Origin of the sequence: Streptomyces sp. DH41, from assembly GCF_029813785.1 — a bacterium.
Classification (GTDB): domain Bacteria; phylum Actinomycetota; class Actinomycetes; order Streptomycetales; family Streptomycetaceae; genus Streptomyces.
The window spans coordinates 508,469-533,849 of sequence record NZ_JARVKY010000002.1; the positions used below are offsets into that span (position 1 = coordinate 508,469).

General features: G+C 71.2%; 25 protein-coding genes. 14 read left to right on the top strand and 11 right to left on the bottom strand.

The features are described from left to right. Positions 1-117 precede the first annotated feature (117 nt). The 6 genes from QC283_RS05510 to QC283_RS05535 all read left to right on the top strand — a co-directional run bounded on the left by QC283_RS05510 (position 118) and on the right by QC283_RS05535 (position 6,570). Positions 118-1,098, top strand: coding sequence for a glycosyltransferase family 2 protein (locus QC283_RS05510; RefSeq protein ID WP_279560205.1), 981 nt, complete (start codon positions 118-120; stop codon positions 1,096-1,098). Then, positions 1,095-2,429 (top strand): polysialyltransferase family glycosyltransferase, encoded by a 1,335-nt coding sequence (locus QC283_RS05515; protein WP_279560206.1) that lies wholly within the window; start codon positions 1,095-1,097, stop codon positions 2,427-2,429. Before QC283_RS05510 ends, QC283_RS05515 begins: the two co-directional genes overlap by 4 nt. A gap of 219 nt (positions 2,430-2,648) precedes the next feature. Continuing rightward, positions 2,649-2,993 (top strand): hypothetical protein, encoded by a 345-nt coding sequence (locus QC283_RS05520; protein ID WP_279560207.1) that lies wholly within the window; start codon positions 2,649-2,651, stop codon positions 2,991-2,993. 254 nt (positions 2,994-3,247) lie between these two features. Further along, positions 3,248-4,195: a class I SAM-dependent methyltransferase gene (locus tag QC283_RS05525; RefSeq protein WP_279560208.1), complete on the top strand. Its 948-nt coding sequence runs from the start codon at positions 3,248-3,250 to the stop codon at positions 4,193-4,195. A 42-nt stretch (positions 4,196-4,237) separates the two neighbouring features. Beyond that, on the top strand, positions 4,238-5,413 hold the full coding sequence (locus QC283_RS05530; RefSeq protein WP_383530798.1) for an acyltransferase family protein: 1,176 nt from the start codon (positions 4,238-4,240) through the stop codon (positions 5,411-5,413). Positions 5,414-5,550: 137 nt separating this feature from the next. Beyond that, the gene (locus tag QC283_RS05535) at positions 5,551-6,570 is read left to right on the top strand and encodes a class I SAM-dependent methyltransferase (protein WP_279560209.1); all 1,020 of its coding nucleotides are present in this window, start codon (positions 5,551-5,553) and stop codon (positions 6,568-6,570) included. Here QC283_RS05535 and QC283_RS05540 read toward each other — a convergent pair. Next, a complete protein-coding gene (locus QC283_RS05540; RefSeq protein WP_279560210.1) occupies positions 6,555-7,205 on the bottom strand; it encodes a TetR/AcrR family transcriptional regulator in 651 nt (216 codons plus the stop codon). The two genes, QC283_RS05535 and QC283_RS05540, sit on opposite strands and share 16 nt — an antisense overlap. A gap of 72 nt (positions 7,206-7,277) precedes the next feature. Between QC283_RS05540 and QC283_RS05545 the strand changes: the two genes are divergently transcribed. Next, positions 7,278-8,696, top strand: a complete 1,419-nt coding sequence (locus tag QC283_RS05545) for an FAD-dependent oxidoreductase (RefSeq protein WP_279560211.1) — start codon at positions 7,278-7,280, stop codon at positions 8,694-8,696. Between the two features lie 12 nt (positions 8,697-8,708). Here the strand turns inward: QC283_RS05545 and QC283_RS05550 are convergent, their stop codons facing one another. Continuing rightward, positions 8,709-9,281: a Uma2 family endonuclease gene (locus tag QC283_RS05550; RefSeq protein WP_443032543.1), complete on the bottom strand. Its 573-nt coding sequence runs from the start codon at positions 9,279-9,281 to the stop codon at positions 8,709-8,711. A 100-nt stretch (positions 9,282-9,381) separates the two neighbouring features. Continuing rightward, positions 9,382-10,962, bottom strand: coding sequence for an acyl-CoA mutase large subunit family protein (locus QC283_RS05555; RefSeq protein ID WP_279560213.1), 1,581 nt, complete (start codon positions 10,960-10,962; stop codon positions 9,382-9,384). Between the two features lie 251 nt (positions 10,963-11,213). On the opposite strand from QC283_RS05555, the gene QC283_RS05560 reads away from it, so the two are divergent. Beyond that, entirely contained in the window at positions 11,214-12,122 is a 909-nt protein-coding gene (locus tag QC283_RS05560; RefSeq protein WP_279560398.1) for a L,D-transpeptidase family protein, read from the top strand. Between the two features lie 1,379 nt (positions 12,123-13,501). On the opposite strand, the gene QC283_RS05565 is transcribed toward QC283_RS05560, so the two are convergent. From QC283_RS05565 to QC283_RS05600, 8 genes are all read right to left on the bottom strand, one after another. Continuing rightward, on the bottom strand, positions 13,502-14,164 hold the full coding sequence (locus QC283_RS05565) for an RNA polymerase sigma factor (protein ID WP_279560399.1): 663 nt from the start codon (positions 14,162-14,164) through the stop codon (positions 13,502-13,504). Positions 14,165-14,526: 362 nt separating this feature from the next. Continuing rightward, positions 14,527-15,384: a hypothetical protein gene (locus QC283_RS05570; protein WP_279560214.1), complete on the bottom strand. Its 858-nt coding sequence runs from the start codon at positions 15,382-15,384 to the stop codon at positions 14,527-14,529. After that, complete coding sequence (locus QC283_RS05575) at positions 15,381-15,998, bottom strand: RNA polymerase sigma factor (protein ID WP_279560215.1); 618 nt, start codon at positions 15,996-15,998, stop codon at positions 15,381-15,383. The genes QC283_RS05570 and QC283_RS05575 overlap by 4 nt, the downstream gene beginning before the upstream one ends. A 112-nt stretch (positions 15,999-16,110) precedes the next feature. Beyond that, positions 16,111-16,548, bottom strand: coding sequence for a hypothetical protein (locus QC283_RS05580; protein ID WP_279560216.1), 438 nt, complete (start codon positions 16,546-16,548; stop codon positions 16,111-16,113). Further along, complete coding sequence (locus tag QC283_RS05585) at positions 16,545-16,931, bottom strand: hypothetical protein (RefSeq protein ID WP_279560400.1); 387 nt, start codon at positions 16,929-16,931, stop codon at positions 16,545-16,547. The genes QC283_RS05580 and QC283_RS05585 overlap by 4 nt, the downstream gene beginning before the upstream one ends. A 166-nt stretch (positions 16,932-17,097) precedes the next feature. Further along, positions 17,098-17,700 carry a hypothetical protein gene (locus tag QC283_RS05590; RefSeq protein WP_279560217.1) on the bottom strand — a complete coding sequence of 201 codons (603 nt, stop codon included), beginning with the start codon at positions 17,698-17,700 and terminating at the stop codon, positions 17,098-17,100. Between the two features lie 87 nt (positions 17,701-17,787). Continuing rightward, a complete protein-coding gene (locus QC283_RS05595) occupies positions 17,788-18,369 on the bottom strand; it encodes a hypothetical protein (RefSeq protein WP_279560218.1) in 582 nt (193 codons plus the stop codon). 112 nt (positions 18,370-18,481) lie between these two features. Next, positions 18,482-20,095: a beta-N-acetylhexosaminidase gene (locus QC283_RS05600; RefSeq protein WP_443032544.1), complete on the bottom strand. Its 1,614-nt coding sequence runs from the start codon at positions 20,093-20,095 to the stop codon at positions 18,482-18,484. Positions 20,096-20,271: 176 nt separating this feature from the next. On the opposite strand from QC283_RS05600, the gene QC283_RS05605 reads away from it, so the two are divergent. The 6 genes from QC283_RS05605 to QC283_RS05630 all read left to right on the top strand — a co-directional run bounded on the left by QC283_RS05605 (position 20,272) and on the right by QC283_RS05630 (position 25,298). After that, complete coding sequence (locus QC283_RS05605) at positions 20,272-20,901, top strand: 2-oxo-4-hydroxy-4-carboxy-5-ureidoimidazoline decarboxylase (RefSeq protein WP_443032557.1); 630 nt, start codon at positions 20,272-20,274, stop codon at positions 20,899-20,901. 180 nt (positions 20,902-21,081) lie between these two features. Then, positions 21,082-21,462: a succinate dehydrogenase, cytochrome b556 subunit gene (gene sdhC, locus QC283_RS05610; RefSeq protein WP_279560220.1), complete on the top strand. Its 381-nt coding sequence runs from the start codon at positions 21,082-21,084 to the stop codon at positions 21,460-21,462. Between the two features lie 8 nt (positions 21,463-21,470). Next, positions 21,471-21,965: a succinate dehydrogenase hydrophobic membrane anchor subunit gene (locus tag QC283_RS05615; RefSeq protein ID WP_279560221.1), complete on the top strand. Its 495-nt coding sequence runs from the start codon at positions 21,471-21,473 to the stop codon at positions 21,963-21,965. A 19-nt stretch (positions 21,966-21,984) separates the two neighbouring features. Beyond that, complete coding sequence (gene sdhA / locus QC283_RS05620) at positions 21,985-23,739, top strand: succinate dehydrogenase flavoprotein subunit (RefSeq protein ID WP_279560222.1); 1,755 nt, start codon at positions 21,985-21,987, stop codon at positions 23,737-23,739. Then, positions 23,739-24,512, top strand: coding sequence for a succinate dehydrogenase iron-sulfur subunit (locus QC283_RS05625; protein ID WP_279560223.1), 774 nt, complete (start codon positions 23,739-23,741; stop codon positions 24,510-24,512). Before sdhA ends, QC283_RS05625 begins: the two co-directional genes overlap by 1 nt. A 165-nt stretch (positions 24,513-24,677) precedes the next feature. Continuing rightward, complete coding sequence (locus tag QC283_RS05630) at positions 24,678-25,298, top strand: Uma2 family endonuclease (protein ID WP_279560224.1); 621 nt, start codon at positions 24,678-24,680, stop codon at positions 25,296-25,298. Positions 25,299-25,381: the final 83 nt, after the last annotated feature.

The following is a 25,381-nucleotide window of genomic DNA, read 5'->3' on the forward strand; positions in this document are numbered from 1 at the left end:
GATCGAGCCACGTGGCGTCCGGAACAGCGCGCGCTTCATGGCTTCGCCATGCCTCGTTCACTCCGTGTCAAGGTTCAGGTAAAGCCCGATGCCGGGCTGCCGCCTAACGTCTTTCACGTGCCCAAGCTCTCCGTCATCGTGCCGTTCTACAACGTGCGGCAATACGCACCCGACACCCTGCGGAGTCTGCGCGCCAACGCGCGGGACGACTTCGAATTCATTCTCGTCGACGACTGCTCGTCGGACGGGACAGCGGACCTGCTCGCGCGGGCCGAGTCCGAGCTGCCGGGGGCGGTGCTGGTCAGACACGAACACAACGGTGGTCTGGCGACCGCCCGCAACACCGGCATCGACCGGGCGCGCGGCGAGTACCTCACCTTCCTGGACGGTGACGACTGGCTGGCCCCGGGTTACTACGACCGGCTCGTCGACGTGATCGAGGAGCTGGGCTGCGACTTCGTACGCACCGACCACGTCCAGTGCACGGCTCGGGCCCGCGTCGTGCACCGGGTGCCGCACGGCCGCCGCAACGTGCCGCTGCGACCGCGCGACGCGATACTGCCCGCCCACCGCTCCACCTCCGTCGACTACGCCTACGCGTGGGCCGGTGTCTACCACCGCCGTCTGGTGGAGCGCGGTCTGCTGCGCTTCACCGACGGGCTGCGCACGGCCGAGGACCGGCCGTGGATCTGGAAGCTGCACCGGGAGGCGGAGTCCTTCGCGGTGACCGGGCTGCTCGGCGTCTTCTACCGGCGCGGGGTGGCGTCCTCGCTCACCCAGATCGGGGACGTCCGCCAGCTCGACTTCATCCGTGCCTTCGACGAGGTCCTCGCCGGGGCGGCCGAGGACGCCGACGCCGCGATCCTGCTGCCGAAGGCCGTGCGCACGTACTGCGCGATCATTTCCCACCATCTCGGTTCCATCGAAAGGTTCGAACCCGCCGTGGCCCGCAAACTGAAGGCGATGAGCGCCGCCGCGCTGCGGCGGATGCCGCAGGACGCGCTCGACGAGGTGCTCGGTTCGATGGACGCCGAGCGCGCCACGCGGCTGCGCCGGCTGCGCCGCCGTGCGGTGCCGGGCGCGGAGGTGGCCGCGTGACCACGCAGATCTTCCTGGCGTCGACGCTGTACGGCACCGCCACGCTCGCCGCCGCCCTCGACACCGGCTGTTTCGACGCGGCCGACCGGCGGATACTGCTGGTCTCCAACAACGCGACGACACCCGAGACGACGCCTTCCGTGGACGGTATGCCGGGGTTCGACCAGCTGCGGACGCGGTTCGACGACGTGGTGTCGTGGAACGAGGCGATCTTCCCCTTCCACCCCGGCGGCTGGTCCCCGCGGGTCGATGACGCGCCCATGTGGGAGCGGTATCTGCGGCTGGCCTGGGGGATCGGCGACGACGACGTGGCACTCGCCGTGGAGTCGATCCAGGTGCACCCGGCGCTCGGCGTGGCGCAGATCTTCACCGACGCGCCCCTCACCGTGTACGCCGACGGCCTGATGAGTTACGGCCCCACCCGCAACAAGCTCGACCCGCTGGTCGGCACGCGGGTGGAACGGCTGCTCCACCTGGACCTGGTGCCGGGGCTCGCACCGCTGCTGCTGACCGAGTTCGGCGTCGGGGCGGAGCTCGTGCCGACCGAGGCGTTCACCAAGGTGCTGACCGAGCTGGCGGACACCGGCGCCGGTCTGCCGGACGTGGAGCGTCCCGCGGTGCTGCTCGGCCAGTACCTGTCGGCGCTGGGCATCCTCTCCCCCGAGGAGGAGGAGGACCTGCACGTCAGCATGCTGACCGGCGCGGTCGGTCTCGGGCACACCCGCGTGGTGTTCAAACCGCACCCGACGGCCCCGGCCCGCTTCACCCGCGTGCTGGAGCAGGAGGCGGAGCGGCTCGGCGCCGACCTCACCGTGGTGGACACACCCGTCCTCGCCGAGGTGCTGTACCAGCGGATGCGTCCGGCGCTGGTCGTGGGCTGCTTCTCCACGGCCCTGCTGACCGCCTCCGCGCTGTACGGGCTGCCGGTCGCCCGGGTCGGTACCGAGACGCTGCTGGACCGGCTGACGCCGTACGAGAACAGCAACCGCGTCCCGGTCACCATCGTCGACGCGCTGCTGCCCGAGCCCGCCGACTCGGCCGACGTCGCTCAGGGGCGTCCGGGGCTGGACACCGACGCCCTCGCCGCGCTGGTGCGGGCCGTCGGGTTCGCGATGCAGCCCAAGATCCTGCCCGAGCTGCGGCCGGCGGCCGAGGAGTACCTGCGGGGCAACCTGAACGCCCGTACCCGGCGGTACTTCAAGAAGCGGCGGCTGACCTCACTGGGCCTGCCCGGCGGTATTCCGGAGCGGCTGGCATTCCTGCCGCACAATTCCACGGCACGCAAGGTGGTGCGGCGGGCGAGGGCCATTCAACGCTCGATCAAACGGTGAGGTGATTCCTGGCATCAGGGACATGGACAAAGGGCGCGACGATAACCGGACGACGGTCGAATCGCGACCGGACCATGACCGGATCGGTCTGCGTTCATTTTTTCTTCATCCATCGGTTGCCACTTCTCGTGCAAAGATCTGCGGGAAAACCTCCTCCGAACAAACACATCCCTGTGCCTCTGTGCCCCTGTGCATCGCAGACCCTTTGGACCGGGCTGGTTGTCTATGCGTATCGCCGTCTTCATCGAGAACCGCAACGGTGTCGGTCTCACCGCGCGGATCCTGAGCGCACCCGACGCACGGGAGTACACCTTCCTGCTGGTCACCGCCGACCTCGACGGAGACGTGGGGCGCTGGATCGAGGAGGAGGCAGCCGAGTCCGTCGACCGGCTGCTGGCCGCGGCGGCGATCGCCGGCGGCGGCCGGGGCAGGGTGCGGGCCGAGATCTCCCGCGTGGCGGCCCCGCTCGGCACGCGCGGACGGGCCATCCGCCAACTGGCCCGCGGGGAGTCGGTCCGGGCCCAGGTGACCCACCACTCGGCACGACTGCGCAAGGGGGGCTGAACGAGGCGTTCCCGCAGGAGAGGGACCTCCAAGAAGAAACGGTCCTCCGGAGGAATCGGTCCGTCTGGTCGCCACGGCCCACGCCCGACGCGACGGGCCCTCCGGCCGGACACCCGGAGTTCCACAGAAGTTCCCCTGGCGTCCCGCTCGGTTGTTCTTCCTTCGAACAGACGCTGCCTAGCCTGTGCCGCACCCGCCCCACCCATGCTCCTCGCACTCACGTACAACTCCGTGACGGATTGAGGCCTTGACCCATGAACAGCCGTTCCATGCTCCGCAGTTCGGTCTCCCGGCGTCTGCTGCGCCCGGTCGCCGATCTCATCGACCAGCGCATCGAGCGGCAGGTCCGCTCGGCGGCCCGTCGTGCCGGCACCCAGGGCTCGACGGGCGGCCCGGACGCCGGGCAGCTGGTGCGTGACGTCGAGATGCTCAAGCGCCGGCAGCTCACCTTCGAGCTGCTCTGCGGGCCCCGCGGTCGCGGTATCTCCCGCATGGTCGCCGAAGCTCCGCTGGAACGTCTGTACGCCGAGGTCGAGGCGCTGTCCGGCGACCGTGACGCGGCGGTACGCAACGTCACCTCCGCCTTCCGGCTGCTCGTCGCGCTGGAGTCGCTGGGCGTCGGCCGGATCGCGGGCGGCACCATGAACATCTGCGGCAAGCTCGGCACGATCCCGCTGCTCGATCCGCCGAACGACGAGATCCTGGAGATCGGCACGCTGTACGGCATGTTCTCCGCCGGGCTCGTCCGGATGATGGAGCGTGACGGCCGCAGCCCGAGCCTGACCATCGTCGACCCGTTCGCCGGCGTGCAGCTCCAGCCCGGCACCGACCAGCGCCCGGACCCCACCGGGGCCCCGGTCGACGAGCACGCCGTACGCACCAACCTCGGCCTCGCCGGTCCGGCGGGCGCGGCGGCGCGCATCCAGCAGGGGTTCTCCGAGGACCCCGAGACCCGGGCCGCCGTCTCGGACCGCCGCTACGGCGTGATCGTCGTGGACGGTGACCACTCGGCCAAGGGCGTCGCCCAGGACCTCGAGTGGGTCGAGGAGATCGCCGCTCCCGGTGCGATCGTCGTCCTGGACGACTTCGGCGACCCCCACTGGCCGGGCATCAAGGACGCCCTGGACGACCACCTGAAGGGCGACACCCGCCTCACCTACCTGGGCAAGGCCGCGCACTCGGCGTACCTGCGGGCGTCCTGAGCAACCGACACCGACCGGACAGGTCAAAGGAGTAGTACGAGCGTGACCGAAACGGTCGTGAGCACGTCGACAGCGCGGCCCGGAACGACGGCCGCCCTCCCTCCGGCACCCGCCGAGGCGGTGCCGGTACCGCCCGGACCGGAGCCGGAGAAGCGCGGGCCCGCCCCGGGCCGGCTGCGGGCGCTGGACGGACTGCGGCTGGTGGCCGCGCTGATGGTGGCGGCGTACCACTACGGCGGACGAGGGGGTTCCGTCACCGACGCCTGGGGCAGCTCCCCCGAGCTTCAGTTCCCGACGCTGCACACCGTGTTCGCCTACGGCTGTCTCGGTGTCCAGGTCTTCTTCGTGATCAGCGGCTTCGTGATCTGCATGAGCGGCTGGGGACGATCCCTGACCTCGTTCTTCGCGTCCCGCGTGTCCCGGCTGATGCCCGCCTACTGGGTGGCGGTCGTCCTGGTGACCGCGGTGTTCGCGCTGCCGGCGGTCGCCTACGAGGCGGTCTCGCCGAGCGACGCCCTGGTCAACCTGACGTTGCTGCAGCAGCCGCTGGGCGCGGACCGGGTGCTGGGCGTGTGCTGGACGCTGTGGGTGGAGGTCCGCTTCTACGCGCTGTTCGCGCTGTGCGTCGTCCTGCCGGGTACCAACCGCCGGCGGGTCCTGATGTTCTGCGGCGGCTGGCTCCTGGCGGCGGTGCTCGCGCAGGCCGCGGACGAGCCGCTGCTCGATCTGGTGCTGATGCCGGAGTACGCCCCCTTCTTCGTGGGCGGCATCGGTCTGTACCTCGTCCACCGCGACCGGCGGGACGCCCACGGGTGGGGTATCACGGTCGTGAGCTTCCTGGTCGGGCAGCACTACGCGGTGGCCGATCTGTGGAACGCCGCCGACCCGAACGCCTTCGCCCACCGCACCACGTTCGGCATCGTCCTGGTCGTCGCCTTCGGCTTCGTCGCGGTGGCGGCGATCGCGCTGGGCTGGCTGAGCTGGGCGAACTGGCGCTGGCTGACGGTGGCCGGGGCGCTGACGTACCCCTTCTACCTGGTGCACGAGCACCTGGGCTGGGTGGTGATACACGTCCTGCACCGCGATCTGCGCGTGCCGTCGGCGGCGACCTTCGTGCTGACGACGGCCGCGATGCTGCTGCTGGCCTGGCTGTTGCACCGGTTCGTCGAGAAGCCTCTGACCCCGCGCCTGCGGTCGGTGCTCTCCCGGAGGCTCTGAGCGCGTCCGGCCGGCCCGGTACGGAACCGCATGCTCATGGTGATCTCCCGGGCACGCTGAGCGATTCGTGTGATGTTCTGCCTATGGGATTGCGCGGGCTGGCTCCTTTTTCCGTGCCGAGGAGGCATCCTCCCCTCATGGCCACTGCGCAAGAGACGCACAAGTACCCCGGTGAGCTGAACGACGTCCCCGGCTGGTTCTGGCCGCTCGACCAGGTGCTGTTCTCCTGGTTCCTGGAGCGGCAGGAGCAGCGGGGCGCCCGGGGCGACCTGCTCGAACTGGGCGCCTATCTGGGCAAGAGCGCGATCCTGCTGGGGCACCACCTGCGAGAGGGCGAGACACTCACGGTCTGCGACCTGTTCGGGGCCGAGCCGCCGGACGCGGCGAACCGGGCGGAGGCGGCGCAGTCGTACTCCTCGCTCACCCGGCAGGCCTTCGAGCAGAACTACCTCTCTTTCCACGACACCCTGCCGACGATCATCCAGGCCCCCAGCTCCGCGATCACCGACGAGGTCGCGCCCGGCACCTGCCGCTTCGCCCACATCGACGCCTCGCACCTGTACGAGCACGTCGAGGGCGACATCGGCGCGGCCCGGGATCTGCTGCTGCCCGACGGCATCGTCGTCCTCGACGACTTCCGCAGCGAGCACACCCCGGGTGTCGCCGTCGCCGCCTGGGAGGCCGTGCTCAACCGGGGGCTCCGTCCCGTCTGCCTGAGCAGTCAGAAGCTGTACGCCACCTGGGGCGATCCCGAGCCCGTGCGGGAGGAGCTGCTCGCGGCGCTGCGCGAGCGCGACGACTGTTCCGTGACCGTGGAGCAGGCCGCCGGTCACCGGCTGGTCCGGGCCCGCGCCAAGGGCAAGCGGATGCGGCTGCCCTCGCTGCCGCCGTCGCTGCACCCGGCGCCCGCGGCGGTGCCGAGCTCGCCGGCGCCCGCCTCCTCGGCGTCGCGGCCGGACGGCGTGCCCGTGCCCGAGCAGACCAAGCAGGCACGTCCGGCGGGCCGTGCGGCACGCTCGACACGGCCGCCGACTCCGCGTGAGCGCACCCGCCGTCTCGCGCTGGACCTGCTGCCTCCGGTCGTCACGCGTGCGGTGCGCCGGTACCGGGCGGCGCAGCGGGCGAAGGCGTCGGGTACGGCTCAGTCGAGGCGGTAGGTGGCTCCGATCCCCTCGATCACCAGGGCCAGCCCCTCCTCGAAGTGCCGTTCGTAGTCCGTGAAGATCTCCGCGCCCGCCTGAGCCGTCAAGGGGTACTCGGCCATCAGGCGGGCGCGTTCGTCCAGGTCGTAGCCCTCCCGGCGTTCGCCGGGCAGCGGGTGCACGCCCTGTTCCTCGGTGACGAAGCCGATGGTGAACACGTATGCCGTCGTGGTCGCCCGCACCGCCTGGGCGAGGGTGAGGCCGACGCCGGTGAACAGGCGCAGGTTCTCCTCCATCTGCTCGGCGTGCACCGCGCCGGTGAAGCGTGACCCGCTGAACACCTTGGCGCCGTCGCGGTAGCCGAGCAGCGCCGCGCGCAGGCCCCGGTTGACCTTGAACAGCCGTCCCCGCCAGCTGTCGGCCGGATCGAGGGGGGTCCCGGCGACCATCCGCCGGTACATCTCGGTGGCCATCTCGTCGAGCAGCGCCTGCTTGTCCTTGAAGTGCCAGTAGAGAGCGGGCGCCTTGACGTCCAGTTCCCTGGCGATGGCGCGCAGGGTCAGGCCGTCCAGGCCGACCTCGTTCAGCAGTCTCAGCGCCGTGTCCGCGACCCGTCGGCGGTCGAGGGGGGCTCGTCGTTCCATCACCACGCTTGACAGCTTAACGGCGTTAAGGCCATGCTCGGAACCGAGCGGCACTTAACACCGTTAAGGAGAGTGGTCATGGAGACGGACACGGACGTTCTGGTCGTCGGCGCGGGCCCCACCGGTCTCGCCCTCGGTGTCGATCTGGCCCGGCGCGGGGTGGACGCGTTGGTCGTGGAGCGCGGGGCGAGGTTGTTCCCCGGCTCGCGCGGCAAGGGCATGCAGCCCCGCACGATGGAGGTCTTCGACGACCTCGGGGTCCTGGACGCCGTCCACGCGGCGGGCGGGACCTACCCGGTCGGCATGATCTGGCGGGACGGGGAGCGGGTCGGCGAGCACCAGATGTTCGACCCGGCGGAGGCGAGCGAGGACTCGCCGTACAACGAGCCGTGGATGGTGCCCCAGTGGCGCACGCAGGAGATCCTCCGGGCCCGGCTGGAGGAGCTGGGCGGCGGGGTTTCCTTCGGCCGAGAGGTCACGGGGATCGAGCAGGACGCGCACGGTGTCACCGCGCACCTCGCCTCCGGCCAGACCGTACGCGCCCGCTATCTGGTCGCCGCCGACGGCGGCCGGTCCGCGGTGCGCCGGGCCCTGGGCATCGCCATGACCGGCGAGACCGTGGACCCGAGCCCGACGCTGGTGGCCGACGTGCGCGTCGGTGGGCTGGACCGCGACCACTGGCACGTCTTCCCGCCCGCGGACGGTGGCGCCACTCTCCTCGCCGTCTGCCCGCTGGCCGGCACCGAGGACTTCCAGGTGGTCGCGCGGTTCCCGGAGGGCACGGCGGTGGATCTCACCCCGGACGGCGTCCGCAAGGTCGTCGCGGAGCGCTCGCACCTCGCCCCGGAGGATGTGACCGAGGTGCGCTGGGCCTCCGACTTCCGGCCGCGCGCGGCCCTGGCCGACCGTTTCGCCGCGGGCCGGGTCTTCCTCGCCGGGGACGCGGCGCACGTGCACTCACCGGCGGGCGGACAGGGCCTGAACACCAGCGTCCAGGATGCCTACAACCTGGGCTGGAAGCTGGGCGCGGTGCTGACGGGCGGGGCCCCGGCCGGGCTGCTGGACAGCTACGAGGAGGAACGGCGCCCGATCGCCGCGCAGATGCTCGACCTGTCGACCGGCGTCCACCGTGGCGAGGTGCGGCGCGGTGGGGCGACGCGGCAGCTGGGGCTGGGGTACCGGGACTCCTCCCTGACCGCGGAGACCCGCGCGGCGGTCGCGGAGGGTGCGGTGCGGGCCGGGGACCGGGCACCCGACGGGACGGTGGACGGCGTACGCCTCTTCGACGCCTTCCGGGGGCCGCACTGGACGCTGCTGGCGCTGGGCGTGGACTCGCCCGTCGGTGGCGTGGGGGCGGCGGTGCGGGTGGTGCGCGGGGCGGCGCACGGGGCGTACGGGGCGGGGTTGTTCCTGGTGCGGCCGGACGGGTACGTGGGGTGGGCGGGCCACACCCCGGCCGGTCTCGGCGACTACCTGCTGCGCTTCGGCCGCCCCTGACCGGCTGGTCCGTCAGCCGTCGCCGTCGAGGAGGGTATCCACGGAGAGATCGAGGGCGACGCCGACGGATTCCGGTACGGTCACGTCCTGACCTCGCTTGAAGCGCTGGGCGTCGGGGTACTTGCCGTCTGCCGGTTCCGTGTAGAGCAGGACCTCGCCGTGCTTGCGGTCGACGACCAGGTAGGCCGGGATGTCCGCTTGGGCGTAGCACTCGACCTTGGGGCCGAGGTCGTCGGACCAGTTGGACGACGTGATCTCGACGACCAGGCGGAAGACGTTCGGCGCGTAGTAGTTCTTGGTGACGTGAGCGTCGCGGAAGTCCTCGTCGACGACGGAGAAGTCGGGGATCGCAAAGTCCGCCGGCAACGTGGGCAGCCACAGTCCGACACCCTGGACGTATTCATACCCAGCCTCGACGATCCCGGCGCGGTCGAACGCCCTGCCGAGTTTGGTCAATGCCAGCTGATGTGAGCCATCCGGCGGCGGTGTCACAGTGAGCCTCCCCTGGAGAATCTCCACGCGGTGGCCCGGCAGTGCACGGGCGAGCTGGTCGGCAGCCTCGCCCAGGGTCAGCTCCTGCTGCATTACGGCCATGGCGTCCTCCTTCTGGGGCCCACTCCCCACGAGAGTAACCGGGGACGGACGGTATCCGCCCTTGATCACCCGTTCGAGGTAACACCCCAGCTCAGAAGGCGTCCGAGGGCACGTACGTCCCCCAGACCTCCCGCAGCGCGTTGCAGACCTCGCCGACGGTGGCGCGGGCGCGCAGGGCGTCCTTCATGGGGTAGAGGACGTTGTCCTCGCCCTCGGCGGCCTTCTTCAGCGCGGCCAGGGCGGTGTCGACGGCCCGCTGGTCGCGTTCGGCGCGGAGCTTGGCGAGGCGTTCGGCCTGCTGGGCCTCGATGGCCGGGTCGACGCGCAGGGGCTCGTACGGCTCCTCCGCGTCGAGCTGGAAGCGGTTGACGCCGACCACGACGCGTTCGCCGGAGTCGGTCTCCTGGGAGATGCGGTAGGCGGAGCGTTCGATCTCGGACTTCTGGAAGCCGTGCTCGATGGCGTTGACCGCGCCGCCGAGGTCCTCGACCTTCCGCATCAGCTCCAGGATCGCCGCCTCGACGTCGTCGGTCATCCTCTCCACGACGTAGGAACCGGCGAACGGGTCGACCGTCGCGGTCACGTCCGTCTCGTAGGCCAGGACCTGCTGGGTGCGCAGCGCCAGACGCGCGGACTTGTCGGTGGGCAGCGCGATGGCCTCGTCGAAGGAGTTGGTGTGCAGCGACTGCGTGCCGCCCAGAACCGCGCCCAGGCCCTGCACGGCCACCCGGACCAGGTTCACCTCGGGCTGCTGCGCGGTCAGCTGCACCCCCGCCGTCTGCGTGTGGAAGCGCAGCATCAGCGACTTGGGGTTCTTCGCGCCGAACTCCTCACGCATCACCCGCGCCCAGATCCGGCGGGCCGCGCGGAACTTGGCGACCTCCTCCAGGATCGTCGTACGCGCCACGAAGAAGAACGACAGGCGCGGGGCGAAGTCGTCGACGTCCATACCGGCCGCGACCGCCGTACGCACGTACTCGATACCGTCCGCCAGGGTGAACGCGATCTCCTGCGCGGGCGAGGCACCCGCCTCGGCCATGTGGTAACCCGAGATCGAGATGGTGTTCCACTTCGGGATCTCGGCCCGGCAGTACTTGAAGATGTCCGCGATCAACCGCAGCGACGGCTTCGGCGGGAAGATGTACGTCCCCCGCGCGATGTACTCCTTGAGCACGTCGTTCTGGATCGTGCCGGTGAGCCGGTCGGCGCTCACGCCCTGCTCCTCCGCGACCAGTTGGTACAGCAGGAGCAGCAGGGACGCCGGCGCGTTGATCGTCATCGACGTGGAGACCCTGTCCAGCGGGATCCCGCCGAACAGCACCCGCATGTCATCGACCGAGTCGATCGCCACACCGACCTTGCCGACCTCACCGCTCGCGATCGGCGCGTCGGAGTCATGACCCATCTGGGTCGGCAGGTCGAAAGCGACCGACAGCCCCATCGTGCCGTTCGCGATCAACTGCTTGTAACGCGCGTTCGACTCCGTCGCCGTACCGAAACCCGCGTACTGCCGCATCGTCCACGGCCGACCGGTGTACATCGACGGATACACACCCCGCGTGAACGGAAACCTCCCCGGCTCGCCCAACTTCTCCACCGGGTCCCAGCCCACCTGGGCGTCGGGCCCGTAGACCGGTTCGATGGGCAGTCCGGACTCAGACTCGCGCGCCATGGTGTGATGCCTCCCGCTGAGCACATGTTCGAACTGCTCGAACTGCCTGTCAGATACTCGCCAATACGACCGACCTTCGACGGACTGTATCGGCGCACGCGCCACCCGGTGGAGGGGCGCACGCTGGGACCTTGCTCACAACCTCGATGCGGTCCCGGTCACAACGATGCCGTGCCGTTCACGACGCGTCATCCGGGGGGAAACATCTCAGGGGACGTCCGTACGGGGCGGTGAGACGGCGGGGGGCCGTGATGCGTATGACGGGCATGGGGAACGTGGGGAGGGCGGTCGCCGTCGCCCTGGGGGCCGCACTGGCGGCGGGCGGCTGCACCGTGCAGAGCACGGGTGTCGACGGCAAGGGGCGTGCGCCGGTGCACATAGAGGTCACCGGGGCGCCGCCGGGACAGCCGCACCAGTCCGAGCAGCCGCTGCGATCGACACAGCCGAAGCAGCCGAAGTCGCCGAAAGGGCCGGTGAACACGCCGGCCGGCGACCCGCCGTCGAGTGCGCCGGCCGCCCGCGTCGAGCCCCGGGTGCTGTGGAGGCGGGGCGACACCGGCCGGGACATCCGTGAACTGCAGGCCCGGCTGCGCCAGGTGGAGTGGCTCGTCGACGGGCCGACCGGGACGTACGACGACCTCACCGAGCGCGCGGTGACCGGCTTCCAGGGCAAGCGCGGGCTGCCCAGGACGGGCCGGACCGACACCGTCACCTGGCAGCGGCTGCTGGGCATGTCGCGGGAGCCGGACAAGTGGGAGCTGTACCTGATGGGCGGGCAGCCGGCCGCCGCCCCCGATCCGCGCTGTCTGACCGGACGGGTGCTGTGCGTCAGCAAGTCGAGCCGGACACTGCGCTGGATGATCGACGGACGGACCGTGTCGACGATGCCGGTGCGGTTCGGCTCGCGGTACACGCCGACCCGGGAGGGCGTTTTCCAGGTCTACTGGAAATCCCGCCACCACGTCTCGACGCTCTACGACTCCGCCATGCCGTACGCGATGTTCTTCAGCGGCGGCCAGGCCGTGCACTACTCGGACGACTTCGCCGTCCGCGGTTACGCGGGCGCCTCCCACGGCTGCGTCAACGTACGGGACGAGGCGGCGATCGCGGACCTGTACGCACAGGTACGGAACGGCGACAAGGTCGTCGTTCACCGGTGAGGCGGTGAGCCGGGAGTACGGGGCGTGAGGCATGGGGCGCGGGCGGGACCGGGGGAACGTGTCCCGCCCGCGCCGAGGTGCACGAGCCGTAGGTACGGGGGGAACCCCGGCTCGGTGCGAAAGCCGATGACCAGTCGGCTCACTCATTACTGCGCCATGGCGGCCGAAAGTGTCACACCCTCGGCGAGGGAACCGTTCCAGTCCTGCGAAAGCGCAGGTCGGACGGCGTTGATGACGGCGGACGACGTGTGCGGCGGGTGGTTCGGCCGCTGCTGCGGCAGGGGCACGAAGGCCGAGGGGGCGTGCGGATCGTGGTGGTGCCCGGCGGGCGGGGTTATGTGGGGGGCCGTCGTCGTCCTCGTCGTCCTTGCCGCCCTTGTCGTCGCCACCCTTCTTTCCGCCCTCCCCTCCCTTACCGCCCTCGTCGCCTTTACCGCCCTTGTCACCCTTCGCGTTCTTGTCGCTCTTGTCGTTCTTGTCGTCGGAGTCGCCCGTCTCCCTCTCGGTCTCCCGTTCCCGGGTCGACTTCGCGGACTCGTCGAAGGCCCTGCCCTCCGTGCCGCTGTCGCGGTCCTGAGCAGCGCCGTCGGTCCCGGCGAGGAGGCTCCTGCAGTACTTCCCGACCCGCGACGAGCCCCCGGCCGCCTCCTTCAGCGCGCGCCTGCGGGCGCCCTCGACTTCCTTGCCGGCGCCCATCTCACGGCAGGACGCGGCGAGGCCCGGCCGCCCGCCCCGGGAGCCGTCCGCCCGGTCGTCGGAGGCGGAGCCGGAGTCACGGTTCTCGGCCGTGCCGCCGCCCGCGTCGTCCCGCGCGCCGTCCCGCTCCGGCGCGCCGGGCCTGGCTCCGCCGGGCGTCGACCCGCCCCGCGCCCCGTCCAACGGCGAGGGCGAGGTGAGCGGGCGGTCGGGGGACGCGGCGGCCGAGACGGTGGCGCCGGGTTCCGGTTCGGCACCGTCGAACGGTGTCGGCAGAACTCCGGTTCCGGCGGCCACCGCCACTGAGCCGACCATGCCGACGGTCAGCGCGGCGGCCAGCCCGAGGCGCAGGTGACGGCTCCAGCGGGGGCGCCCGGCACCCTCGTCGCGCTTGCCGATGCGCACCAGTCCGGCGTCGGAGGGCCGCGGCGCGGCACCGCGCCCGGGGGCGTCCGACGTCCCCGCTCCCGCGTCCGCCCGCACCTTGCGGAAGGCGGCCAGCGCGGCGGCCTCGCCGGGGAGTTCCGCGCTGCTCGGCACGGGTGGGGCGGAGAGTGCGCCCAGGGCCCGGGCGAGCCGTTCGGCCCGGTCGCGAACCGCGGGGTCGACAGCCTCCGGTGACTCTCCGCGCAGCAAGATCTCCGCCGTTTCGCGGTCCAGCCACCTGTCCTGCTCGTCGGCCATCACATGTCCTTCTGCGTCCGCGCGCGCGTATGCGTCACAGTCGCGGACGTCACCGCACGGCGGTGTGGTTCTCGCTGATGCGGCAGGGCGTCGAGCCCGCCGCCCGATTCCGGATCCCCGCCGAGCAGCTCGGCCAGGCGCTTCAGGCCGCGGTGCGCCGCCGTGCGGACGGCACCGGGCCGTTTGCCCAGTGTCTCAGCGGCGCTCTTGGCGTCGAGGCCCACCACCACGCGCAGGACGACGGCCTCGGCCTGGTCCTGGGGCAGCCTGGCGATGAGGGAGAGGGTGCTGTCGGTGGCCAGGGCCTCCATGGCCTCGTCCGCGGTGTCGGACCCGGACGGCCTGCCGGTCAGTTCCGTCTCGTCGCCGCCCGTGGCGGGCCGGCGGCCGCGCATGCGGATGTGGTCCAGCGCGCGGTTGCGGGCGATACGGGCGGCCCAGCCGCGGAACCGGTCCGCGTCGCCGTCGAAGCGTTCCAGGTCACGGGCTATCTGCAGCCAGGCCTCGGACGCCACGTCCTCGGCGTCGGGATCGCCGACCAGTGTCCGTACGTATCCCAGCAGTCGCGGCTGCACCGCCCGGTACACGGTCCGGAACGCGGTCTCGTCCCCGCCCTGCGCCGCACGCACCGCGGCGGTCAGCTCCGCGTCGTCCCCCAGCACCGAGAAGCCTTTCTGCGCCTGCACCGGCGCCGCTCTCGCGGACGTGGTCCTCACCATCGTGGTTTCTCAATCAATGGTCGCGGTGGCCTCCCGCGACCCCGTCGCGGGAGCGAGCCCCCCGCTGATCGGCGCGAATGGCACGTTACGTCTTGAAACCGCCACTCGTCCATGTCCCCATCCCATTGCCGTACAAGATGCAACTAAGCCGTGACGCGGTGAGGTGTGACATAAAACGCGGTCGCGGCGCTGAAGGGAGTACGGGCCGCCGCGCGGCCCGTGCCGCGCGACGGCCGGGGCCTCTCCTGTGGGGGGTGGCGGCTCCGGCCGTTGCCTTGGCCGCCGCGATCGCCGCTGGTGCGAGGCTACTTGTCCTTGCCGGGAGCCCGATCCACTTGCTCCGTCCCGGCGTTGTCACTCCCGTGCCCGTTGCCGCCGTTCACCGTGCCGGGCGCGTCGCCGTTCGCACGTCCGGGGGCGGCCGGTTCGGGCGCCCCGCTCGGCTTGTTCGTGTCGTCCGGGGTGTTCGGGGCCGGGGGGTCCGGCCGGGTCCGCGGGGTGGGCCGCTCCGCGCAGTAGGAGGCGACGTTCTCCTCCTCGCCCGCCGCCGCGACGAGCCGCTGCCAGACCGGGGCGTCCAGCGCCTTGCCGCGGCCCTCCAGCCGTTCGTAGGCACGGCAGCCGGCCTCGGTGTCCCGGGCGGCGGCGGCCGGGCGGTCCGGTCGTGCGGGGGCGCCGGACGACGGGGTGGCGGGGCGTGGGGTGGCGATCGGCCGGACCTCGGTGCCGCCCGTGGTGGCGGGCGGAGGGGTGCGGTCCGGCCCGGCGGTGTCCTGGGCGGAGCCGCCCGCGCCGATCGCCGCGTAGGCGACACCGCCCAGGGTGAGGCTCGCCAGCAGAACGGAGAGCGCGGTCTTCAGCGTGCGCCCCGCGCCCCGGCGCTCCCGGGGACGCCAGTCGTCCCGCCGGCGGGTGCGCGCGGCCCGGCCCGGCGCCGCCTCCGCGGCGGCCCGGAACGCGGCCACGGCCCGTCGCTCCCCCTCGGCGTCGACGCGCTCCTCCCGCAGGGCGGCGGCGAGCAGCCTCTCCGTCCCGGGGGTGTCGTGGTGAACGGGCCGGGTGCCGGCGTGACCGTCGTCGCCTTCGCCGTCGCCGTGCTGTGCGCCCATGTCCGCCTCCGTTCCCGCTCGGCCGGCCGGGCCGCCGCCCTCGGTGCCCGTCATGTCGACTCCCCCAGCGTCCTGGGCGCATCATCCGTCACACCGGCGCCGCCCAGCTGCCGTGCCAGCCTCTTCAGTCCCCGGTACGTCGCCGTGCGCACCGCACCGGGCCGCTTGCCGAGGACGCGCGCGGCGGACGGTCCGTCGAGGCCGACGACGACTCGCAGCAGCACGGCCTCGGCCTGGTCGCGGGGCAGTCCCGCGACCAGGGCCAGGGCGGCCCGGGTGGACAGCGTCTCCAGCGCCTGGTCGGGTGTGGAGTGCGTGCCGGGCAGGTCCAGGACGTCCTGTTCCAGCGCCGTCGGGCGGGGCCGTACCTTCTGGCGGCGCAGGTGGTCCAGGGCCCGGTGCCGGGCGATCGTCGCCGTCCAGCCCCGGAAGCCGGCCCCGTCGCCCCTGAAGCGCCGCAGGTCGCGCGCTATCTCCAGCCACGCGTCGGACGCCACGTCCTCGGCGTCGTCCCCGACGAGCCCGCGCAGATAGCCCAGCAGGCCGGGCTGCACGAGCCGGTAGGCGACCGCGAAGGCGGCCTCGTCACCATCCTGGGCCCGCGCGACGGCCGCGCCCAGTTCCGCGTCGTACGCCTGTACGCGGCGGGGTTCCCCTCGCTGGCCCAAGAACCGTCCTCGTCCGTACCGAGTTCTCCGCGCGCTCGGGTGAGCCCGCCCCCACGGTCATCAGCGTCGGCACGCACGGAAGTGTCACATCCGGCGGCCCGGACAGCCGCCCTCACTTGACGGCAGGCCGCACGCGCCGGGCCCGTCCGTGCGGCGTCAGGCAGAAGGCGTGCGGCGATTCCTCGGCGCCGCCACCGGCCACCCGTCGGTCGTGCACCCTGCCGAGCGGGTTCCAGACCCGCCCGTCCGGCATCCGTACGCCGACCGGCTGCCCGAAGCACGCCCGCCGGCCGGCGTAGGCGCCCGGGCCGGGCGGTGTGCCGCGTGCCCGCTCGTGGCCGGCGCCGCCCTTGCGTACTCCGTCGACCAGGAAGTCGACGATCCGCAGGCAGGCCGGGGAGTGGTCCAGCGGCAGCCGGCTGCGAGCCGTGACGCGGCGGACGAACGCCGTCGCGTGCGCCCGCATCTCACAGGCACGCGGCACGCCGCCGCCCACGTCGCCCCGCTGATTGACGAATCGTTTCTGCGCGTCCCCCGGAAGGATCGTCACCGGGCCGCCACCGCGTCCCGGCACAGCAGCCGGAGCGACCCGTCACCGGCGAAGCAGCGGCGGGCCTCGTCGATCGGGTCCCACAGGCGGCCGTCGGGGGTCCGGACCCAGTGATCGCCGCCCGTCGCCCACCACTCGCCGCCGGCCTGACGCACGATCACCTCCCCCGCGTAGGCGCCGAGGCCGCGCAGTACCGTCTCCACGGCGGCGTACGGCGCTCCCTCGCCCCGGATTCCGTCGATCACGCGGTCGACGCGCCACAGGCTCTGCGCCGAGTAGTCCAGACGCAACCGGGCGCCCTCGCGCATCGTGGCCACGGCGTCCGCCGCCCACCGCACCGGCTTCGCGGCGGCCGACGGCCGGTTCTCCTGCTGGGTCGTCAATCCACTGGTCACAGTCGTCACACCACCTGAAGCGCCGACAGGTGGAGTTTCGTCACACGGGTGCGCCGGCCTTTCCGCAACCGGCGCGGGACCACCCCACCTCCACCACCTTCGCCGCACCGCCGTCGCGCGTTCCCCGCACGACGGTCACAGGCGGGTCCGGCACTCAGCCCCGGCCGCGCGCCCGGCGGGAGACCACCGCGCGCAGTACCCGGCGCCCCTCCGTGGAGACCTCCAGGGCCCGGCGCAGCCCGGCCGGGCCGTGACCGGCGAGCACCTCGAGGACGGTGACCTGGCGGCGCAGTTCGGCGGCGACGAGAGGCGAGAGCCGCTCCGCACGGCCCTGGGCAGAGCCCTCCGTGCGGCCTTCCACGCCGCCCTCCCGGCGTACGACGTCGGCCCGGGCGGCGGTGTCCGCCGCGGGATCGAGGAGCCGGTGGACCCGGAGCGCCGCGACGGAGCAGGCATCCGCCCATTCCCGTATCCCGGCGCCGGAACACTCGGCCGGCGCGGCGGCCAGCATCCGGCGGGCCAGGAGCACGGCCTCGTCCTCGCCGGTGGCGTCCGGGCCGGCCAGCCTGTCGCGCACCCGCGCGAGCCCGTCCGCCCAGCCATGCCCCTCCCCGGCATCATCCGAGAGGGCCGCCCACAGAGGTCTGAGAACCTCGTCGTCGCCGTCCAACAGGGGAACGCAACGGTCCAAACAAGCCAGTCCGCTCCCGGCGAGTCCGCGTACGTCGGCCCGCGCGATCAGTTCCACCAGGCTCATCCGGTGCCTCCCTGTTCCTACCGCCTCGGCCCGCTCACCACCACGGAGCCCGCACTTCCCCCTACTGCGTGCGACGGCCCGGGAGTGTCACAGCGGCACCACACCCAGCCGGTCGAGGAACCGGAAGAAGAGGTTTTCGGCCAACGGGCCGGCGTCCGGGCGGGCATCCGCGCCCGGGTCTGCGTCACCACCGGCACCCGCGTCACCGCCGGGGCCCGAAGCACCCCCGGGGTCGGCCGACAGCACCTCCGCCAGCTCCCCGGCGTTCGCGGTGCGGCCCGCCTCGGCGGCCCAGGCGACGGCACGCTCGGCGGCGTCGCGGGGCTCCAGGAAGTAGTCCTCCAGGGTGAGCCCGTCCTTCTCGGCGCCCAGGTACCCGGCCATCGCGGACCGCGCCAGACAGGTCGTCCACGCCCCGCTCTCGGGCGCCGCCGCCTCCACGACGACGCAGTCGCTGTCCATGACGTACCCGAACAGCGCGGGCGCGCCGGTCTGGCCGGCCAGGTCGTTCATGTTCCCGACGTCTCCGTCGCCGCCCGGGAACTCCCACACCTGCCAGCCGTCCGGCGCGGACAGCCGCAGGGTCATGTCCGTGGTGCCGGACAGCGCCTCCAGCTCAGCGAGCGGCCGCTCGGCCCGGCCCACGACGAAATACCCCCAGTAGCCCATGTTCCGGCTCCCCCCGCGTGTCGATCGGCTCGCCAAAAGACCACCACAGCCGTACGGGAGTTCGCAGCCGTATCGGACAATCCGCGCGACGCCCGGGGGGGGGCGTACGGGATCAGTCGAGCTGGTTCGCCAGCGACTTGAAGTCGGCCCAGGACAGCTCGGGTTTGTCCGGGTCCCACAGTTTCTGGACCGTCGCGGCCAGCGGCAGCCGGATCCCCTCGGCGACCTGGGCCTGCGTCTGGGCGTTCGGCAGGTCGCCCCAGACGGCGAAGCTGCCGCCCAGTATCTGGTCGTCGTACTTCGCGTCGACGGCGGTGGTGCCGCGCAGGACGCGAGGGGTCCACTGCTCGTAGATGCGCTCTCCGGTCGGGTAGACGAAGGTCTGGGGCTCGCCGAGCACGTAGTAGAGGAACTCGTCGTTGTAGTTGAGGACCTCGCGTCCCTCGCTCAGGTACTCCGTGGGCGGGCGGGCGCCGATCTCCTTGCCGGTCCAGTAGGCGACCTTGATCTCCTTCAGGGGCTCCACGGACGTGTCCTTGAAGAAGCCGTCGTTCCAGGCGCGCGGGATGCGGTCGTGCGCCATGACCGTCTCGGCGCGGCCGTTGAGCCAGGCGGTGGTGAGGTCGGCGACGGTGCCACCGGGGCCGTACGCCTCGCGGGCGGCCGCGGCCAGGTCCGGGTAGGACGCCTCGGGGTCGGACACCATGAGCGCCTGGTACTCGTCCGCGCCCAGGTGGAACCGGGAGCCGGGGAAGAGGTCGGCGTACTCGTCGAGCAGGTCGTCGACGATCTCGGCGGACTCGGGCTTGGAGATGTCGATCGCGCCGCGCGTGGGCGTGCCCTGGGCGTTGCGGAGCTGGAGGTCGGGGTGGGCGGCGAGCACGGCGCCGAGATGGCCGGGCGAGTCGATCTCGGGGACGACGGTGATGTGCCGCGAGGCGGCGAGGTCGATGATCTCCTTGACCTGGGCCTTGGTGAGGTGGTCGTCGGAGACGATCTCGGGGTGCGAGTCGGACTCGATCCGGAAGGCCTGGTCGTCGGAGAAGTGCAGACCCAGTTCGTTGTACTTCAGGTCGCCCAGCTCGCGGATCCGGTCCTTTATCCAGTCGGCGTCGTAGTGCTTGCGCGCGATGTCGAGGCTGAGGCCGCGCCGCGGTTTGGCCGGTTCGTCCGTCACGACGCCCTCCGGCGCGCCGGCGCCGCCGTCGACCGCCTGTTTCAGGGTGCGGGTGCCGTAGTAGACGCCGGCCTCGGCCGGTCCGCTGACGGTGACCCTCCCGTCGCGCACGGTCATGGTGTACGACTCCGGGTTCGCGCCCTTTTTCTCCTTGACGTCCAGCAGCACGTCCCCGGCGCGTTCGTCGTCCTTCTCCCCCGCGTACGTCAGCCCCAGCTCGTCGGCTATGAGGCGTCCCTCGTCGGCGAGAGCGGCGTCGGCGACGACGACGCGGTGCTCCTTCTCCGCCTGCCATCCGGGGCCGCGGGCCGGGGCGTGGTCGCGTACGGCGGGTATGGTCCGCGGCTCCTTCGACAGTGCGTAGGAGCGGCTGGGGCTGGGCGCGGCGGCCTTGGGGGATCTCGCGGCCGAGCCCGCGGGCCCGCCGTCGCCCTCACCGTCGGTGGCCCACAGGCCTGCTCCCACACCGAGCGAGGCGACCACCGCACCGGTGATCACGACCCGCTGCCTCACATTGCGCGCCGGTGTCCGGCGTCCGTGCTGGCTCACGGCGCCAACCTACGGCCGTGAGCTCCACCATGCGTCCACCACATGTTCTGAAACTCTCCCGTTCGGGTGAAATTGGGGCATCGGCCGGACACGTCATGCCGTCACTCGATAACGTGACGCCACATCTTTCGCACAATCCCCTGCCGACACACACGTGAAGCCCACGAGGACCCACGCTGCCTGCGCACCGTCTCCCAGACCTCCCCGGCCGAGTGGCCATACCGGTACCGACGCAAACCCGCGCCGCACCGGTAACCGCCGCCTCACTGGAGCGCTTCAACACCGCCCCCGCCGACGAGGCCCTCCAGGCCCTCCTCACCTGCCTGAACAGCCATCACTGGGCCCACCGCCTCATCACCCACCGCCCCTACCCGGACCTGCCCGCCCTCCTGGCCGCGGTGGACGAGGCGGCGTACGACCTCGCCCCGGAGGACCTGACGGAGGCGCTGGCGGCGGAGGCGCTGCCCGCCCTGCCCAAGGACACGTACGCGGCGGCGCACACGGCCCTCGGCGCGGCCACCGCGGCCTACGAGAGCCGCTTCGGACACGCGTTCGTCATCTGCCTGGACGGCATGCCCGCGAACGAAGCCCTGGACCATGTACTCGAAGGCATCCGGTCACGATTGGCAAACGATCCGGAGGAAGAGCGTCAGGTCGCGGCCGATGAACTGAGGCGGCTCGCGAGAAGCAGGCTGCCCGACGCTCTTCAGGGGCGCGAGGCCGTGACCTCGGCGGCCGCGTCGTGCGGGCTCGGCCGGCCATCGGCTCCCCACACCCGGCAAACCACCCAAAGCCCCACTCTCTGAGCCACCGGCGGCCCTCCGACTGCTCCTTTGAGTGCAACTTTGATCACACAGGCGGGCCCCCCGTAAGCGCCGCGGGCAACCGTCGCTACGATGCTGGGGGCCGGTGGACCGTACCCGGCCGGGCCCGACCGACAAGGAAAGCCGGCGCGGCCCCAATCCCCGCTCCCGGAGGAAACTTCCGTGCCGGCTGGAACGCTGTACCGCGGCCGGGAAGGAATGTGGTCTTGGGTGGCTCATCGAGTCACCGGCGTCCTCATTTTCTTCTTCCTGTTCGTCCACGTGCTGGACACCGCTCTCGTCCGTGTGTCCCCCGAGGCCTACGACACCGTCGTGGCCACGTACAAAACGCCGATCGTCGCGCTACTGGAGTACGGCCTCGTCGCCGCCATCCTCTTCCACGCGCTCAACGGCCTGCGCGTCATCGCCGTCGACTTCTGGGTCAAGGGCGCCCGCTACCAGAAGCAGATGCTCTGGACCGTTGTCGGCCTGTGGCTCGTGCTGATGATCGGGGCGATCTACCCCGTGCTCGGCCACGCCGCTCGTGAACTGTTCGGGAGCTGACGCGCCGTATGTCGAAGAACACAGTTACCGCTGAAACCACCACGTCCGGGGTCGGCCCCGTCGAGGGCGCGTCCGTGTACTCGGTCGACAACCCCGCGCCGCTGATCGAAGCCCCCCGCCAGCGCACCAAGAAGACCCCGAAGTCCACGCGGGGCAACTTCGAGATGGCCGCGTGGCTGTTCATGCGCCTGTCCGGCGTCGTGCTGGTCGTCCTGGTCATCGGACACCTGCTCATCCAGCTGGTGCTGGACGGCGGCGTCTCCAAGATCGGCTTCGCCTTCGTGGCGGGCCGCTGGGCCTCGCCGTTCTGGCAGGTCTGGGACCTGCTGATGCTCTGGCTCGCGATGCTGCACGGCGCGAACGGCCTGCGCACGGTCATCAACGACTACGCGGAGCGTCCGAACACCCGGCTGTGGCTCAAGGGCCTGCTCTACACCGCCACGGTGTTCACCATCCTGCTGGGCACGCTGGTGATCTTCACCTTCGACCCGAACATCCGCTAGGCACGGGGCTGCGAAAATCATGAAGGTACACAAGTACGACACCGTCATCGTCGGCGCCGGTGGCGCCGGCATGCGCGCGGCCATCGAGTCGACGAAGCGCAGCCGCACCGCCGTGCTGACGAAGCTCTACCCCACCCGCTCCCACACGGGCGCCGCGCAGGGCGGCATGGCCGCCGCGCTGGCCAACGTGGAGGAGGACAACTGGGAGTGGCACACCTTCGACACGGTCAAGGGCGGTGACTACCTGGTCGACCAGGACGCCGCCGAGATCCTGGCGAAGGAGGCCATCGACTCGGTCCTCGACCTGGAGAAGATGGGCCTGCCGTTCAACCGGACGCCGAACGGCACGATCGACCAGCGCCGCTTCGGCGGTCACTCCCGCAACCACGGTGAGGCGCCGGTCCGCCGCTCCTGCTACGCGGCCGACCGCACCGGTCACATGATCCTCCAGACGCTGTACCAGAACTGCGTCAAGGAGGGCGTGGAGTTCTTCAACGAGTTCTACGTCCTGGACCAGCTGATCACCGAGGTCGACGGCGTCAAGAAGTCCGCCGGTGTGGTCGCCTACGAGCTGGCCACCGGCGAGATCCACGTCTTCCAGGCGAAGTCCGTGATCTACGCGTCCGGCGGCACCGGCAAGTTCTTCAAGGTGACGTCCAACGCGCACACGCTGACCGGTGACGGCCAGGCCGCCGTGTACCGGCGCGGGCTGCCGCTGGAGGACATGGAGTTCTTCCAGTTCCACCCGACCGGCATCTGGCGCATGGGCATCCTGCTGACGGAGGGCGCCCGCGGTGAGGGCGGCATCCTCCGCAACAAGGACGGCGAGCGCTTCATGGAGAAGTACGCGCCGGTCATGAAGGACCTCGCCTCCCGCGACGTCGTCTCCCGCTCCATCTACACGGAGATCCGCGAGGGCCGCGGCTGCGGTCCCGAGGGCGACCACGTCTTCCTGGACCTCACCCACCTCCCGCCGGAGCAGCTGGACGCCAAGCTGCCCGACATCACGGAGTTCGCGCGGACCTACCTCGGCATCGAGCCCTACACGGACCCGATCCCGATCCAGCCGACGGCGCACTACGCGATGGGCGGCATCCCGACCAACGTCGAGGGTGAGGTCCTCAGCGACAACACCACCGTCGTCCCGGGCCTGTACGCGGCCGGCGAGGTCGCCTGCGTGTCGGTGCACGGCGCCAACCGCCTGGGCACCAACTCGCTGCTGGACATCAACGTCTTCGGCAAGCGGGCCGGCATCGCCGCCGCGGAGTACGCGCAGAAGGCGGACTTCGTCGAGCTGCCGGAGAACCCGGAGTCCCTGGTCGTCGAGCAGATCGAGCGGCTGCGCGAATCCACCGGCACGGAGCGGGTGGCCACGATCCGTCGTGAGCTGCAGGAGACCATGGACGCCAACGTCATGGTCTTCCGCACCGAGCAGACGATCAAGACGGCCGTGGAGAAGCTCGCCGAACTGCGTGCCCGCTACAAGAACGTGGCGATCCAGGACAAGGGCAGGCGCTTCAACACCGACCTGCTGGAGGCCGTCGAGCTGGGCAACCTGCTCGACCTGGCCGAGGTCATGGCGGTGTCCGCGCTCGCCCGCAAGGAGTCGCGCGGCGGTCACTACCGCGAGGACTACCCCAACCGCGACGACGTCAACTTCATGCGCCACACCATGGCGTACCGCGAGGTGGGCGACGACGGCGCCGAGTCCATCCGGCTCGACTACAAGCCGGTCGTCCAGACCCGCTACCAGCCGATGGAGCGTAAGTACTGATGGCTACCCCTGTCATGGAGAAGAGCGACAAGGCCCCCGAGCCCGGCTTCGCCGACTCCCCGTACATCACGGTCACCTTCCGCGTCCGCCGGTTCAACCCGGAGGTCTCGGCCGAGGCGACCTGGGAAGACTTCCAGCTGGAGATCGACCCGAAGGAGCGCGTCCTCGACGCGCTGCACAAGATCAAGTGGGACCTCGACGGGACGCTCACGTTCCGCCGCTCCTGCGCGCACGGCATCTGCGGGTCGGACGCCATGCGGATCAACGGCAAGAACCGGCTCGCCTGCAAGACGCTGATCAAGGACCTCAGCCCCGAGAAGCCGATCACGGTCGAGGCCATCAAGGGCCTGACGGTCCTCAAGGACCTGGTCGTCGACATGGAGCCGTTCTTCCAGGCGTACCGGGACGTGATGCCCTTCCTGATCACGAAGGACACCAACGAGCCGACGCGTGAGCGCCTCCAGAGCGCCGAGGACCGCGAGCGCTTCGACGACACGACGAAGTGCATCCTGTGCGCCGCCTGCACGTCCTCGTGCCCGGTGTTCTGGAACGACGGGCAGTACTTCGGCCCGGCGGCCATCGTCAACGCCCACCGCTTCATCTTCGACTCGCGTGACGAGGCCGGCGAGCAGCGGCTGGAGATCCTCAACGACCGCGACGGCGTCTGGCGCTGCCGCACGACCTTCAACTGCACGGACGCCTGCCCGCGCGGTATCGAGGTCACCAAGGCGATCGCGGAGGTGAAGCGAGCGCTCATCACGCGCCGCTTCTGACCCCGTCGGTGTACGCCGGTTCACGGCTGTGAGGGCCCCGTTTCCCCTGGAAACGGGGCCCTCTGGCATATGCCACACCATCGGGTGAACCCGTCGGCGACGGGCCGTACGGCTACCCTCCGTCCTAAGATGATGGCCTCGACACCAGCGCCTAGGAGGCACGCGATGTCCGCAGCATCCGTAGAGCTGCCCCACGGCGACCTTCCGTTGATCGCGGAGGCGAACCGCATCATGGACCGCAATCCGGGCTACCGCGTCGAGATCATCGGAGGCCAGCTCGTCACGACCCCGCCCCCGGACGTTCCGCACTCGCGGGCCCTGAACAAACTCATGCGCCCATTCATCGCGGCGGGCCTGGACGACGGCGATACGGAAGTACACCAGAACGTCGGCATTTGGCTGACCACCGACACCGAGGACTACGCGATCCCGGACCTGGTGATCGTGGACGCCGACATCGACGACCACCTCATCGAGAACAACTGCTACGACCCGGTCTGCTTCCGCCTCGTCCTGGAGGTCACCTCCAGCAACTGGAAGAACGACCTCAAGGCCAAGGTCACCGCCTACGCCGCCGCCATGGTCCCCGTCTACGTGATCGTCGACCGCAAGCACCAGCGCCTGCACGTCCTCACCGACCCGGACTGCGCCGACTACTCCACCCACCGCGTCCACTCCCCCGGTGAGACCGTCACCCTCCCCGGCTCCCTCGGCGCCGAGGTCACCCTGGACGTCGCCGAGATCCTCGCCGCCGGACGGCACAGGCCCGCACCCGGCCAGGACTGACGGTCACGGGCCCGTTTCAACGGGCGGCGGCACCACCGCGTCGATCGGTGGTGCCGCTTTGTTCTGTCTTCGCGCCGGTCAGG